Here is a 13,775-nt window from a genome sequence, read left to right on the forward strand (position 1 = left end):
CAGCCGGACAGCAGTGGCCGGGGCGGGCATGACGCAGGTCGTCGTCGTGCAGTACGGCAGCAAGGCGTTCTCCAAAGGTTTCGTCGGCGCATTTACGCGCCGGCACTGTGTGATGCGGATGGCTCCAACTCGATCCCCATCACAGACGGTTGGCGCCGTCATGTGATGTACACAGCATCGTGCCAGTCTGATTACTCTCCGGGGTGCCTTTGTTGCGTAGCCGTCTCAGAGCAGAAATAGTCGGACCTGAAGATAGGACAGTCGCTATAACCCTGAGACGCTGCGCATCAACCTCGTGGCCTGCCTGTGAGCTGCACCGGGAGCTTTGCCGCTGAGCCCCCTCGGACTCCCGCTTCTCCGTGAGGTATGTGTTGGTGCACGGCTGTCCCAATTTCACTTGCCGCTGCGTGGGTGGGCTGTCACGATCCGGATGACCGTTGCTCCGATGCACGGCGTTCCCCTGATGCGAATGGCTCCAACCACTGCTGACAAGGGACCTTGCATCCTCGTGTTGGCGCACGAGGACGCCGAAGAGGCCGGACCCGGCACGCCGGGTCCGGCCTCTCGCGATCTGCTTCAGAAGTCGAGCTCGATGTAGTCGATGTCGGTGAGCTCCACCTGGAGCCCGGCGGCGCGGCGACCGCGGTCCTTGAAGTACTGCTCCTGGAGTCCTTCGGCGACGACGCCCCGCAGCTGCCCCGACAGCGCCGGGCACGCGACATGGACGAAGGCGGACGCGGCCTCTTGGTCGTGAACCACCTGGCCAGGTGGTGGGGGGCACGCCTCTCGACCGGCAAAGTGGTCTGGTTCGAGCTGAGTCTGCCGCCAGATCAAGTACTTCGGCCCACTTGATGCGGTGATACTGCTCGAGCGGGGTCCTGGCGGCACTCGTCGACCTGCCCTGCTTCCGGGGGTGGCCCAACCAAGCTCGGTACGGCAGGACCAGGCCAGCCGTACCGGCCTGCGGCCAGCACGGACGAGGTTGTGCTCGCCTGGGTACCTGACGCTGTTGGGGAATCTTGATTTCCGCGCTCTTCCAGACGACGCTGGCGGACCCGCCGCGGCCCGCCGGCGCCTCTTGATGCCGTCCAGCACATCGGAGATCCCGTCGTACATGCGCTTTCTAGTCCGGCACGTCGTCGGTCGGGGCAATGGCATCCTGCTCTTCCTTGATCTTCACCAGGAAGTTTGACATCAGCTCCTGAAGGAATTCACCACTCGTGCACGGCTCGTCGGTGAAGCTCAGCGGGTGGGTCAGCAGTGGCGCGGCACCGAACACTGCCATGGCCGCATGGTGTGCGCCGAGGTGCGGCATGAGGTTCTCGTACAGGACCTTCAGATGTGTCGCTCCGCGGGCCAGGACCCGGTCGTCTACCTGCGGGTCGGGCGAGTCGCTCGCTTTCTTGTTGATCGCGTTGAGAAGCCGCGGAACCCCCATAGGGTTCCATGATTGCTGGTTGGCGCCCAGCCAGGCGAGATCAGCGGGAGTTTCCCATTCCGGACCTGGGGCGCTGTCGGGCTCGGCAGTACCGCCGTCGTCATACTCCGGAACGGGCGCGGGAAGAGATGCCCGGAGCGAGGGAAGCGCTGCATCGAGGGGTTGGCGTCGAGCACGTTGAAGAACAGAACTCGGGTCATGGCGGCCGCACCGTAGCGCTGGTTCTCGCTGAACGGCTTGATCGACCAGTCGGGCTCGTCGACGGCACGCTTCGCGAGCGACTCGAGCTGGTTCACCGCGAAGGTGGTCATGTTCGCCCGCGACGCTCGGGGGTTCTTCTGCGTCGCCTCGGCGGCGGCACGCGTCGCGCGCCACGCCAGGTTGTAGATCTCACCGAGAGGGCGGTGTGCTGAAACTTTCCCGACGGCGTCGACCAGGCGAACGGTGTGGTTGGCGGGTACGTCCGGCAGGTTGAGTTCATCCAGCCGGTTGGTGAAGTAGCGGAGCGCCTCGCCGGCAATGAGCTCCTGCGCGAGCGCGAGAAGGTCTTCTTGTAGGGCTGCCTTCATGCAGGCCGGCTGGAGTTCTCCGGCAAGATGGTCGTCCAGGGCCTTGACTGCAGTCCCGGCGCTCGATCCTCGGGGGGGTGCCCCTATGTGTTTGGTCAAGGGGGTTGGTGACTGTCGGGGGGATCGGCTGGCACTGTGGTCGGCATGGAGGATGAGCCAGCTGTGGTGGTGCCTGCGGACGAGGGCATGCGTCCCTGTGTCTTCTGTGGGCACCCAGTCGTCATGGATTCGAGGGACGAGTACGACTGTCCGGTGTGCGGGGATCCTGAGTCTTGTTGATTCAGGCTGACCCGGCGGGTCGGGGTTCGTAGAAGGTGCCGTCGCGGAGCATGGCGAACAGGACGTCGACCCGGCGTCTGGCCAGGCAGAGGAGGGCCTGGGTGTGCCGCTTTCCCTGGTTGATCTTCTTGTCGTAGTAGGCCCGGGAGGCCGGGTCGCTGAGCGAGGCGAACGCGGCCAGGAAGAACGCGCGTTTCAGCTGCTTGTTGCCTCGGCGGGAGGGTTGCTCGCCGCGTATGGAGGAGCCGGAGCTGCGGGTGGCGGGGGCGAGCCCGGCGTAGGAGGCGAGGTGGGCGGCGGTCGGGAAGGCGCTCGCGTCGCCGACGTCGATCAGGACGCGGGCGCCGGTCCTGGTGCCGATGCCGGGCATGGAGGTGAGGACCTTGGACAGCGGGTGCTCGTCCAGCAGCTCCTGGATGCGCTTCTCCAGGAACTTGCGCTGGTCGAGAACGGCTCGCAGTGAGCCGGCCAGGCTCGGCACAATCAGCGCGGTCGCCTCGGTGCCCGGGACGACCACGGTCTGCTCGTCGAGCGCGGCAAGGACGTCCTCGATGAGGCGTTCGAACATGCGCGGGGCCAGGGGCCGGGCGACGCTGAGGAGGCGGCGGCGTCCGGCCTTGCGGAGTGCTGCCGGTGAGCCGAACCGCTCCAGCAGGGCGAGGACCGCCGGGTGGTCGAGCCTGGGGCCCAGCACGCGTTCCAGGTGCGGGTGGATCTGGGTGAGTCGTCCGCGCAGGCGGTTGGCGATGCGGGTCGCCTCGCCGGCGAGGTCGTCGTCGAAGCCGACGATCATCTCCAGCTCGGCGATGGTCTCGTCGGTGAGCTCGATGCCGCGCAGGGTGTGCGGCATGGTGCGGGCGGCGTCAGCGATGATCGCGGCGTCGCGTGCGTCGGTCTTGGCCTCGCCGGGGTAGAGGTCGGCGATGCGGCGCATCGTCAGACCAGGCAGGTAAGCGACGCGGCATCCGGCGTCGCGGGCGACCGCCAAGGGCAGGGCGCCGATGGAGGCCGGCTGGTCGACCACCACCAGGACCGTTCCGTGCTTGGCGGAGAGCTTGTCCAGCACGGCCCGCATCTTGGGTTCGCTGTTCGGCAGCCGCTTGTCGAAGACCCGCTTGCCAGCTGGGGTCAGGGCGGTCCCGTGGTGCTCTCCCTTGCCGACGTCCAGGCCGAGGAAGACGTCCACATCACCGGTGTCGATCACGTTGGTCCCTTACGAGGTCGTGCTGTCCCGGCCTCGTTGGCGTGGCACCAGTCGCCGGCATCCACGTTACGAAGAGCCTCCCAGCGAGCTGGTGGTCCTGCCCCTATCAGCGGTCTACCGGTGCCTCCGGCCCGGTGACACCACCCCCGGATCATGCGAACTACAGGGGGGAACAGTCATGCCGAGCCGGAGGCCGGGAGCCCCGTTGCGGGGCCACGAAGAAGGTAACGGGGGGACCAGGATGGTTGATCGTCAGCGAGAGGCGCCCCCAGGACCCTCCGCGTTCTGCCGTGATCGAGCCCCAACCGGCTTTCGGCGGCATCATCCTTGGCACATGGAGGACTTCGAGTTCGAGTGCTGGGACTGCTGGGAGACCAACTACATCAAGGGCCGCCCCAAAGGGTTCTGGACAACGACCCACTACGAACTACCCGGCAAATGGAACTGCTGGTCATGCGGCGCCGTCAACACCACCCCCGACGACTGACCGGAGCAACACTCTGTCCGGAGCGGACGGTGCGATTCAGCCTGGATCCACCGGCTTGATGTCTGTGGACAGTTTCTCGGGGAACGAAGAAGTGCCTTGTGACCTGCGATGATGGGGTTTCTCTAGGACCACATCAGGCACGATCAGCAAGGCACTTCCGAGATGCAATCTTCCCATGCCGCAGCGGCGGTCTCATCCGCGTTCGACGACCCGAACCTGATCGCGTACGGCGGCCTGGAGCCGGTGGTGCGGTTGGCCGAGCGGTGCGGTCTGCCCGCACTGGTCGGGGAATACATCCGTCTGCCGGCCTCGAAGGACGGCACCGGTGCCTTCCCCGCGGCGAAAGTGATGTCGCTGGTGGGCGGCATGGTCGCGGGCGCCGACAGCATCGATGACATGCACCGGCTACGGCACGGCGCGATGGGCCGCCTTTTCTCCGGTGTGCGGGCCCCGTCCACGCTGGGGTCGTTTCTGCGTTCCTTCACGCACGGGCATGTGAAGCAACTGCATGCTGTGGCCCGCCGGTTCCTTCCCGAACTGGCCCGTCACGCGCCGTTGCTGCCCGGCGCGGGCCAGGTCGCCTACGTGGACATCGACGACACCATCCGCCGCACCTACGGCTACGCCAAGCAGGGAGCCGGTTACGGATACAGCAAGGTCAAGGGCCTGAACGCGCTGCTCGGCATCGTCTCCACACCCCTGGCCGCCCCGGTGATCGCCGCCACGAGGCTGCGCAAGGGACCATCGAACTCCGCGCGCGGGGCGGCGGCATTCGTCGCCGAGACCATCCGCACCGCTCGCGCCTGCGGCGCCAGTGGCCTGCTGGTGATGCGGGCGGACTCGGCGTTCTACGGCGCCGATGTCGTCAACTCCTGCCGGGCGCTGGGCGCGCGGTTCTCCATCACCGTGCGGATGAATGCTTCCGTCAAGGCCGCCATCGCCCGCATCGATGAGGACGCCTGGACGCCGATCAAGTACCCCCAGGCGGTCTGGGACGAGGAGGGCCAGTGCTGGATCTCCGACGCCGAGATAGCCGAGACCGGCTACACCGCCTTCACCTCCAAGCCGAAGAAGCAGCAGGTCACCGCCCGTCTGATCGTGCGCCGCGTCAAACGCCTGAGCGCTGAAGCCGTCCCCGCCGGACAGGGCACGCTGTTTGACACCTGGCGCTACCACGCCGCGTTCACCGACTCCCCGCTCTCCTTGAACAATGCCGAGCGTGATCACCGACGGCACGCTGTCGTCGAGCAGGTGATCGCGGATGTCAAGAACAGCGCCTTCGCCCACGCGCCCTCCGGACATTTCCAGGCCAATGCCGCGTGGCTCGCCCTGGCAGCCCTGGCACACAACCTGACCCGCGCCGCCGGCGCACTGGCCGGAACGTTCCATGCCAGAGCGACCACCGCCACCATCCGTGACCACCTGATCAACGTGCCCGCCCGCCTGGCCCGCTCGGCCCGCCGCCTCACCCTGCACCTACCCGAACGCTGGCCCTGGAGCACGGACTTCACCCAGCTCTTCAGCATCGTGCACGCGCCACCAGCCCTCTGACACTCCCTGACCGACCTGCCCGAAAGGGCCCGACACCTGCGGAAAAGTGGAAAAGCTGGACAGACCAGCCACCTCACGCCCGAATCCGCAACTCAGCCCCGACACGCCCTGCACGACCCCGAACCAATCACACCACAATCAAGCCGGTGGATCCGGGCTGAGTCGTGGCTGGAGCGAGACCGGTTGATCCTGCTTGACCGTGATCCGCAGGTGACGGCGACTAGGAGCGAAATCGCTCACCGATCCCCCTCGCCGCTGGTGCAGCCGCCGTTGCCGCACATGGTCGTCTGGGGGTGTTGACCCATCCATCTTCTTCAAGCCGGTGGCCTGCGGACAGTGCCAGAAGCCACTAGACCGCCGAAAGGATGGCTGGACTCGGCGATGGTGCTCGCGCAAGTGCTACCGGTTGTCCCGCGGCTGGCCTGAGCAGCCGCAGCGGAGCTAGGCCGTGTTTTGAAAGTGGCTAGATGACCTTGTGGCTACGTAGGCCACATGCAGAAACGGTTGTTGCCGGATTCTGGGAACGACCGCGGACGGCTGCTGTGGGAAATGTTGGCGAGAAGTAGGAACAGGGCGCTGCGCGTGTCGTGGGACGGCAGCCTGCAGCAGCCAGCTCGCTGGTCAAGTCCGTCGCCCTGAAGCGCCCTAGGAAAGCACCCATTGGGGCGGGTGTCCGGGGTCGGCCGGGCAGGTGAAAACGTGCAGGTCCCGGTCCCGGCCGAAGCGCAGCCGAGTGGGTTGGGCAATGGACGGACCGCCCTGGATCGAGGCCTTCCCTCGCAGGGACGGGTCGCGGTCCTCCAGCGGCATCCAGCTGTGCGAGTCGGCGTCCATCTCATCGCCGCCGGCGGTCAGCAGCAGCCGCATCGGGGTCGCGCAGGATGCGCAGCCGATAGCCATCGGGCCCGTAGACGCCCAGCTGGGAAAGCCACCGACCCGCCATCCGGGCGGGATCGAAAGGTCGGACTGGTAGCTGGGGGCGTCGGGGCCGTGTTCCGCCGCCTGGGCGTCGTCCCAGGAGTCGATGAGGGCGATCAGTGGGGCGGGCAGCGTGTCGTCCTCCGCCCAGGGATAGGTGTCCACCTCTTCGGGATGCAGGACACACGGCTCGGGGAGTTCGTGCTCCCATCGCAGCAGGGGCACTTCGGGCGGGGCGGCGAGGAAGCGTTCCGCGCGCTCGGTCTCCTCGGCCCGTCGCCACTGCAGGCGGTAGCGGCGCTCCAGGTACGGACCGTGGGTGAACGGGCAGCGGAAGAGCTGCACCAGGTCCGCACCGTCAGGCCCGGCAGCCAGGCCCGGGACATCCCGGCGGAAGAACTGGGCGAGCCCCACGAACGGCGCCGGTCCGTCCTGCCCAGGCGTTCCGGCGCCGGGCCACGGCCACACGCCCGCGGCCCGGGCGCTGCGGATCTCGTCCGGCACGTACCCCTCGGTCTCGCGCTGGTGTGGTTCGTGGCAGACCGGCCACGGTTCGAGGTCCGGCCACAGGATCGGCCCGCCGACATGGCTGTCGCGCATGCCGGGCCGTCCCGGCCTGGGGTGCAGCCGGGTCGTCCGGCCTCGGTGGGCGGCCAGCTCCGGGAAGACGGCTTCCACGGATGCCGGTCTGGTCGGCGTGGTCCTGGTCATGCGCAGACCGTACGTGGCCGGGAAGACGCCACGCGAACGGATTGCCGCGAGCCCGTCCGTGATGACACACGGCGCCTGGTCACATCAGGCCGAGTTCTCCTCGGTACATCGTGCTGAGCGCAACCACGGTCCTGAAGCAAGCACTGAGGCGTTCTCGGAACTCGGCAACATCACTTTCCGGGGGAGGGGAGCGTGGCTATGTCCATGAGAACGAGGTTCTGGCACAGATCTTGGGGAGCGATCGCGGAGGGTGACGGCATCGTTCGATTGCAAGGGATAGTCGCGGACCTCGGGCCCGTCACCGCGCACCCCGACCACCACAGGCATGAGGCCGCCCTGTCCGACCCGGCACATACGCTGTCGCCACGAAACTGAGATCCTGAAGCTGGAGGCGGCGTGTCTTTGACGTGGCTGGAGACGGAGGGCGGCCCGTTCATCGTGGTTCCACGCTCCGCGCTGGTGCACTGGTCGGGAACGGAGGGCGACTACGACCGGGCCTGCGAGGTGATGGATCTCGTTGGAGTCCTCGCACTGGCCGACGGAGCCGAGGCGCTCGTCCTCGGGGACGAACCTCTGTCCACCGCCTACCTTCCTGAGTACCGAGTCCTCGTCCGCTGGTGCTACGCGGAGAGCGAGGAAGGTGTCGCTGACATCATCCGGGTTGGACTTCTCACCGCAGAGTGGGAGGAAGGGCCTGAACTGAGCACTACTGGCGAGCTCGTCATGTTCGATGCCGCCTACTTCGGCACCGAAGTAGGGACACTCACGGCCAGCACCGCTCTCGAACTCGGTGCTGGCCGCTACCGGGTGGACTCGGCAAGCGTCGAACCCGATCACCTGACGTCCTTTCGTGTCCACCGATTTGTCGAGCTGGCCTGACCCGACGTTGGTACAGATCCTGGGGAGTCGTGGCTGAGGGTCACTGAAGCAGGATCATCTTGCGTAGGAGTTCGAATCCGGCTCGCCCGTAGAGCTGCCTCTTGATCTTCTTGATGCGGTTCACGGCGCCTTCGATGCTGCCGGAACTCCAGTCCAAGGTGAGGCCGGCTGTCACGGCGTCGCGGTCACGGAGCAGGTGAAGCGCGAAGCCGGTGAGGCCGGGTAGTTGGCTGGCCTCGACCGCGTCGATCCAGGCAGGGAGCATGGCGCCGAGGCGGCCCGTGAGTAACTCTCCGAAGCCACGGACATGCCCGGCGGCCACGTCCAGTTCGGGACAGCGAGCCAGGACATTCTTCAGGGCGGTACGTTCCTCCTCGGTCAGGGCCGTGGGGTGACGGGTGAGCCAGCCGGTTACCTGCCGCACTGTCGGAGGCCGCGGCGGCGCGCTGGCCGGAGCCGTGCGCAAAGTGGCGATGTGGGCGCGAACCATCTGGTAGGTGACGGGCGCGTTGTCGGCGAGGAGTTCACGGTGGAGGTGGGTGACGCTGGTGCATCCCTCGGCAAATCGCCGTTCCAGGTAGGGCTTGTAGGGGTCCAGCCTGCTGGACCGGGGCCGGTTCTCGCGGATGGTGTCCTGCCAGCGTGCGGCGGTCGCGTACCGGAGCACGGTGTTGAGGCCCCAGCCCAGGTGCCGGGCGATCGCCCGGCGTGAGTGGCCTTGGGTGAGCATCTGGTGGACCAGGGCGTGTGCGGCCTTCTTGCGCTCGGCCCGCCGGCCGATGGGTTCGCAGTCGTCCTGCGGCCGACTGGACTCTGGGCTGATCGCCTCCAGCAGTGTGCCGCTGGGCGACGGGCTGCGCAGGCAGTCGCGGTGGGCGGCGACGCAGGTCTCCACGGCCCGGCCGAGGCCCTGCCACAGATGGAACCGGTCAGCGACCTGCAGGGCATCGGGGGCACCGCGCCGGGCACCTTCGACAATAGGCGCCGGATCGGTCCCGGCAGATGATCTCCACGCCGGGGTGACGGATCAGCCACGCGGCCAGCGGCCCGGCTTCACGCGTCGGGAGCACATCGACCACGCGATGGGCTTCCACGCAGGTCAAGACGGTGGAGTAGGTCTGCCCGCGGCGGATCGCGAAGTCGTCCACGCCCAGCACACGCGGCGTGCTGAACTGCGGATCGGGCAATGCCATGACCCTGCGTAGCAAGGTCATCCTTCCCGCGCCGAAGCCCAGCTGGGCAGCCAGCCAGCCAGCCAGCCAGCCGGGCGCCGGCCCGCCCGGCCAGGGCGAGCCCTACTCGCTCCAGGGCGTGGTTGAGCCGAGTGGTGAACCGTGCGTACGGGGCGGCCAACCGTGAGAACGGCTCGGCGAACGTCCGGCGCGGACAGTCCGCCGCCCTACAGATGAAACGCCGGACCATCAACCGGATCACGAAGCCCTGCTCAGCGAGCGGAAGATCCTTCAACCTGCGGTGATAGCGGTCGTGCACCCGGTTTGAGAAGCGGCCGCAGTCGGGACACTCCGCCCCGGCCACCCGGCCTCTCGCCACCACCTCGACTGTGCCGAAGACAGCGGTCACCGCTTCGACGTCCACCTCGTCGATACCGTCGAACACGAGCGAGTCCCAGAATGATGCATCGGTCTGCATGACCAGCACGATCACCGTTCACGGCCGACCACGGCAGAGACGACCAAAGACTTGACGGAGCGTCATTCTCGGCTACCGGACGACCAGGCGTACGCGGTCTCACGCGACCCAGCCCCTCACAATCGAACACCAAGGTGACGCTCAGCGACCGCTCCCCAAGATCTGTGCCAGAACCTCGTTCTCATGGACATAACCAGGAGCGTTCCTGCCGCCGAGCAACAGACGTTCTCGAAACCCACCTACAGAGCCAACCTTGCTTCGTGCGGACCTGAGCGGCCGGTTCCTGCACGAGAACGATGCAGCCCTGGGCTCACCGCAGGCTTGAACGGGGCACCGCTGTTCTCACGCTCGCGCAGCGGATTTCCAGGCGGTAGTGACACACCCTTCTTCCCAGTGCCACCACTCCTTCGTCTCGCCGTGCTCCAACAGCTCGCGGATTTTCGGCAGGTCTGCCTGCGGCGGGACATCCAAGGCCACCATCCGGAACTGCTCGATGCCTTCGCCCGTCGTGCCGAGGCGGTGGAAGACCTCAAGCACGCTCTGCCGGGCGGCGGCCGAGCCGCCGTCCTTCAGCACGATGAGCCGAATGGTGCAGTTCTGCGAGGGCTGCACCGTTTCCCCGGCCCAGAGAACACCTTCGTCATCCGGTTGAACCCTGATGATGTCTCCGCTGGCGACTCCGCGGACGAACCAGGGCGTGTTGTCCAGCCGCACCGTACTGTCGCCGAGGTCTACGGCCCACAGGCTCTCGACACTCGCCGGCGGCCAGCCGTCCTCGTCTATGTCCATGCGGAAATGGACCTTCACGTGGTCGTCACTGATGTTCGTCACCGAACCATCATCCACTTCGCATCCACCAGACCGGACTGCGGAGTGCGGAAGGCGGGCGCCTTCGGGTCCGGCTGGCAGCCCGCCATGATCGCCGACGGACAGCCTCCAGATGATCGGCTTCTAAAACACGACCGCAGGCGATCGATCACGGTCCCAGACGGTCGGCGCCGAGGCGATCAACCTTCACTGAGACGAACGGGCAAGCGTCAACCTTCGCCGAGACGGAAGCGGATCAGCGCAGATTGCTTGAGATCGCATCACCCTTCACCGAGACAGGTCAACCGAAGGCCGATCAAGGTGTTTGTCAAGCGATCGGTTCCGATATATCGTTGACGCATCGCGACAGATCAACGATGGAAGGAGCGTAGCGATGCGTTCACATGGACACGAGCACGGACATGGGCACTGCGGGCCCGGTCATCAAGGTCGGGGCGACTTCGAGGGGCGGCGGGCGGCCTTCGGGCAGTTCGGTCCGCCGTTCGGTGGCGGTCCCTTCGGGGGCGGCCCCTTCGGTGGCGGACGCGGCCGGGGCAGTGGCCGGGGGAGGGCGCGCCGCGGTGACGTACGTGCGTCGATCCTGGCGCTGCTGAAGGACCGGCCGATGCACGGGTACGAGATGATCCAGGAGATCGGTGAGCGCAGCGGCGGGGCCTGGCGGCCCAGCCCGGGCTCGGTCTATCCGACCCTCCAGCTGTTGGAGGACGAGGGTCTGATCGTCAGCGCGAGCGAGGGCGGCAAGAAGCTGTTCACGCTCACCGACACCGGCCGCACCGAGGCGGAGTCGGGTCCCGACGCGCCCTGGGAGGAAGCCGGGCGCGGAGTCGACTGGGAGAGCGTCAACGAGATCCGGCAGGCCGGTTTCGGTCTGATGGAGGCGTTCGGTCAGGTCTGGAAGACCGGCTCGGTCGATCAGCGCCAGAAGGCGCTCACGGTCATCAATGACGCCCGTAAGAAGCTCTATCTGATTCTCGCCGACGAGGACTGAGCCCGTGGGCGGGGTGCCGAGGGCCTCGTGGCCGAGCCGCGAGGCCCTTCCCGCCGCTCCGGTGGCGGTCAGGCGGCGACGAGCCCGCCCAGTTTGCGCAGCGACTCGACGAGCGCGGCGGTCGCCGAGTCCTTGAGCTTGCCCGCCATCAGGGAGACCGCAGCGCCGGTGAACTCCCCGTCGATGCGTACTGTGGTCGCGTCCCCGTCGGGGGTCAGTGAGTAGCGCATGGCCAGGTTGACGCCCATCGGCCCCTTGCCCTTGGTGGCCAGCAGGCGCGCGGTCTCCAGCTCCGCCACCGTCCAGGTCACCTCGGCGGGGAAGCCCATGAGCTTCATGTTCTCCTCGTAGGTGGCCGCGAGTTCGAGTGTCGTGGGGCCGCCCTTGGGGAAACTGGTGTGGGTGGCGTTCCACTGGCCGTACGCGGTGAAGTCCGTCAGCTGGGCCCAGACTTTCTCGGCCGGTGCTTCGATGCGTGCTTCTGCGCTGACTTCGGCCATGCGACCACCCCTTCTCGGCGGGTTACGGTGTCGCGGAACGTAGTCGCAGCGACGTGAACATTCAATACTGATGAACTGTCAGATCTGTGTGGTCCGTTCCCTCCGCTCCCACCAGCCAGATCAGTGCGGCATCGAATCGGTCGGAGGCGCGCGGGTGCGGGCCGTCGTCATGGCAGTGGAACGCGGCCCAGAAGAGATCGGCGCGCAGGGCGTCCGCCGGTGCGCGGATCCGGTATACGTACTCCCGTCCGTCGAGCGCCGGTAGGGCGACCAACCAGGACACGTCCGCGGACTCCCTTCCAGCTGCCGTACGGGTGGTGTGGCCTGTGGGACGTACGGGGGAGGCTCGCGGTTGCTCCGGGGGTGCGGTGCAAGGCGGCGCGCGCCGTTTTCCCGGATCGGATCCGAGAATGGCGAGATCTCATCCGTAAGGAGGAGGAGCCGCTCGGGTGTGCCCAACTTGCGTGGGATGCCTAAATGGGCCCCTCCGGCGATGCTTCGGCGCGGTGGGACTGATGGGGTAAGAGGTGTGCAAAACCGGACGCCGCGGATCCCTCAGCAGCCCGCACCGAACCGTGCTGAGTTCGACGCCAGACTCACTGTGGAGCTGGCCGCCGTGGTGACGGGTGCCCGAAGGCGCGCACTGCGCGACGGCGACCGGCAGATCGACACCGCACATCTGCTGCACTCCCTCATCGAATCGGAGCCCGAGGTGCGGGCGGCCTTCGAGGGCGGACCCCAACTGGCCAAGGTGCTCGGCTATCTCGTCCAGCGCAGTATCGGATACGGGCTGCGCTGGCAGGGTGCGGTGGAGGACTCCCGTGCTGTCCCGGTTGTCGAGGACCCGGATTCCGCGGTGCGGGAGACGGGGGTGGAGGGCTGGTCGCCCTCGGCCGCTTCGGCGATGGCCGAAGCCCGTGAGCGGGCGGAGCTGCGCGGCGACGTGCGGGTCGGAGGGCTCGATCTGCTGGCGGCACTGGCCTCGGACCACGAGTGCCGGGCCGTCGAGGTGCTGCAGCGGGCCGGCGTCGACGCGGAGCAGCTTGCGGCCCGGATCGTGGGGGCGTCCGGCCAGGGGTGGCGGGGAGCCGGGGGCTGACGGCCTGACGTGCGGGCGCCGATTCAGCGTGGCGGTTCGGTCAGGGCTTTGAAGGCCGGGCGGAGCAGGGTGGCGATGCGCTCGGCGGGAGCGTCGCGGAGGGCGTCGAGGCCGAGGAGCTGGTGGCCGATGGTGACGCCGACCATGGTGGTGATGACCAGTGCGGCGCGCAGCTCGGGGTCCTCGACATCCGGCAGCGCCGCGCCGATGCTGCTGATCTGCCGGTCGAGGCTCGCGCGGGTGTGATCGGCTGCGGCCGGATCGGTGAGCATGGAGCGCATCATCGCCAGCGTGCCGTCGGGAAGGCCACCGAGCTTGAGGCCGAGCGTGGCGATCAGTTGATCCACCAGCGCGTCGCCGTCGGTGTCGGTCGGTGGCGCGGGGGATGCCTGCACGGCATGGGTGAACAACTCGCGTTTCGACCTGAAGTACTGCATGACCAGAGCCGGATCGACGCCTGCCGTGGCTGCCACGGCACGGATGGTGGTGCGATCGAAGCCCCGCTCGGCGAACAACTCACGGGCGCTGTCGAGGATGCGCGCCTCGGTGGCTCGGCGGCGGTCGGCGCGAGAGATGTGAGGGACGGTCACGATTTCACTCTACAGCCGTTGACCGAAGCCTTGGCGGGCTCGTACGTTGATTGGGTCAACATCCGTTGAGTGAACGGAGTGAGT

Annotated in this window: 16 protein-coding genes and 1 pseudogene; 5 read left to right on the plus strand and 12 right to left on the minus strand. The window is 67.3% G+C overall.

Translation table 11 applies throughout. The annotated features are described in order from the left end of the window. Nucleotides 1-576: 576 nt before the first annotated feature. From OG953_RS35820 to OG953_RS35835, 4 genes and pseudogenes are all read right to left on the minus strand, one after another. Nucleotides 577-708 (minus strand): annotated as a pseudogene (locus OG953_RS35820) (XRE family transcriptional regulator); the annotation flags it as partial. 415 nt (nt 709-1,123) lie between these two features. After that, nucleotides 1,124-1,285: a hypothetical protein gene (locus tag OG953_RS35825; RefSeq protein ID WP_405689412.1), complete on the minus strand. Its 162-nt coding sequence runs from the start codon at nt 1,283-1,285 to the stop codon at nt 1,124-1,126. An 86-nt stretch (nt 1,286-1,371) separates the two neighbouring features. Beyond that, nucleotides 1,372-2,007 (minus strand): hypothetical protein, encoded by a 636-nt coding sequence (locus tag OG953_RS35830; RefSeq protein WP_405689415.1) that lies wholly within the window; start codon nt 2,005-2,007, stop codon nt 1,372-1,374. A 280-nt stretch (nt 2,008-2,287) separates the two neighbouring features. Beyond that, nucleotides 2,288-3,490 (minus strand): IS110 family transposase, encoded by a 1,203-nt coding sequence (locus tag OG953_RS35835; protein ID WP_405689417.1) that lies wholly within the window; start codon nt 3,488-3,490, stop codon nt 2,288-2,290. 334 nt (nt 3,491-3,824) lie between these two features. Here OG953_RS35835 and OG953_RS35840 point away from each other — a divergent pair, with 334 nt between their 5' ends. Together OG953_RS35840 and OG953_RS35845 are read left to right on the plus strand one after the other, a co-directional pair. Continuing rightward, complete coding sequence (locus OG953_RS35840; protein WP_405689419.1) at nt 3,825-3,977, plus strand: hypothetical protein; 153 nt, start codon at nt 3,825-3,827, stop codon at nt 3,975-3,977. Nucleotides 3,978-4,139: 162 nt separating this feature from the next. After that, on the plus strand, nt 4,140-5,528 hold the full coding sequence (locus tag OG953_RS35845; protein ID WP_405689421.1) for an IS1380 family transposase: 1,389 nt from the start codon (nt 4,140-4,142) through the stop codon (nt 5,526-5,528). Between the two features lie 645 nt (nt 5,529-6,173). Here the strand turns inward: OG953_RS35845 and OG953_RS35850 are convergent. Continuing rightward, nucleotides 6,174-7,157: a hypothetical protein gene (locus tag OG953_RS35850; protein ID WP_405689423.1), complete on the minus strand. Its 984-nt coding sequence runs from the start codon at nt 7,155-7,157 to the stop codon at nt 6,174-6,176. Between the two features lie 396 nt (nt 7,158-7,553). Here OG953_RS35850 and OG953_RS35855 point away from each other — a divergent pair, with 396 nt between their 5' ends. Next, nucleotides 7,554-8,036: an Imm21 family immunity protein gene (locus tag OG953_RS35855; RefSeq protein ID WP_331734568.1), complete on the plus strand. Its 483-nt coding sequence runs from the start codon at nt 7,554-7,556 to the stop codon at nt 8,034-8,036. 40 nt (nt 8,037-8,076) lie between these two features. On the opposite strand, the gene OG953_RS35860 is transcribed toward OG953_RS35855, so the two are convergent. The 4 genes from OG953_RS35860 to OG953_RS35875 form a co-directional block, all read right to left on the minus strand. Continuing rightward, on the minus strand, nt 8,077-8,931 hold the full coding sequence (locus OG953_RS35860) for a transposase (protein ID WP_405689426.1): 855 nt from the start codon (nt 8,929-8,931) through the stop codon (nt 8,077-8,079). Between the two features lie 34 nt (nt 8,932-8,965). After that, a complete protein-coding gene (locus tag OG953_RS35865; RefSeq protein ID WP_405689428.1) occupies nt 8,966-9,193 on the minus strand; it encodes a transposase in 228 nt (75 codons plus the stop codon). Next, nucleotides 9,090-9,686 carry a transposase family protein gene (locus tag OG953_RS35870; RefSeq protein WP_405689430.1) on the minus strand — a complete coding sequence of 199 codons (597 nt, stop codon included), beginning with the start codon at nt 9,684-9,686 and terminating at the stop codon, nt 9,090-9,092. Before OG953_RS35870 ends, OG953_RS35865 begins: the two co-directional genes overlap by 104 nt. A gap of 342 nt (nt 9,687-10,028) precedes the next feature. Next, nucleotides 10,029-10,517, minus strand: coding sequence for a DUF4265 domain-containing protein (locus tag OG953_RS35875; protein ID WP_405692258.1), 489 nt, complete (start codon nt 10,515-10,517; stop codon nt 10,029-10,031). Between the two features lie 370 nt (nt 10,518-10,887). Here OG953_RS35875 and OG953_RS35880 point away from each other — a divergent pair, with 370 nt between their 5' ends. Continuing rightward, complete coding sequence (locus tag OG953_RS35880; RefSeq protein WP_405689432.1) at nt 10,888-11,502, plus strand: PadR family transcriptional regulator; 615 nt, start codon at nt 10,888-10,890, stop codon at nt 11,500-11,502. A 68-nt stretch (nt 11,503-11,570) separates the two neighbouring features. Here the strand turns inward: OG953_RS35880 and OG953_RS35885 are convergent, their stop codons facing one another. Both OG953_RS35885 and OG953_RS35890 read right to left on the minus strand, forming a co-directional pair. Beyond that, on the minus strand, nt 11,571-12,002 hold the full coding sequence (locus OG953_RS35885) for an SRPBCC family protein (protein WP_093893207.1): 432 nt from the start codon (nt 12,000-12,002) through the stop codon (nt 11,571-11,573). 61 nt (nt 12,003-12,063) lie between these two features. After that, entirely contained in the window at nt 12,064-12,285 is a 222-nt protein-coding gene (locus tag OG953_RS35890; RefSeq protein WP_405689434.1) for a hypothetical protein, read from the minus strand. A 246-nt stretch (nt 12,286-12,531) separates the two neighbouring features. Between OG953_RS35890 and OG953_RS35895 the strand changes: the two genes are divergently transcribed. Beyond that, nucleotides 12,532-13,101 carry a Clp protease N-terminal domain-containing protein gene (locus OG953_RS35895; protein ID WP_405689436.1) on the plus strand — a complete coding sequence of 190 codons (570 nt, stop codon included), beginning with the start codon at nt 12,532-12,534 and terminating at the stop codon, nt 13,099-13,101. A 23-nt stretch (nt 13,102-13,124) separates the two neighbouring features. Here OG953_RS35895 and OG953_RS35900 read toward each other — a convergent pair whose 3' ends face one another. Then, nucleotides 13,125-13,691: a TetR/AcrR family transcriptional regulator gene (locus OG953_RS35900; RefSeq protein WP_405689438.1), complete on the minus strand. Its 567-nt coding sequence runs from the start codon at nt 13,689-13,691 to the stop codon at nt 13,125-13,127. Nucleotides 13,692-13,775 lie beyond the last annotated feature (84 nt).

Origin of the sequence: Streptomyces sp. NBC_00057 (assembly GCF_045041165.1) — a bacterium.
In the GTDB taxonomy this organism is placed as follows: domain Bacteria; phylum Actinomycetota; class Actinomycetes; order Streptomycetales; family Streptomycetaceae; genus Streptomyces.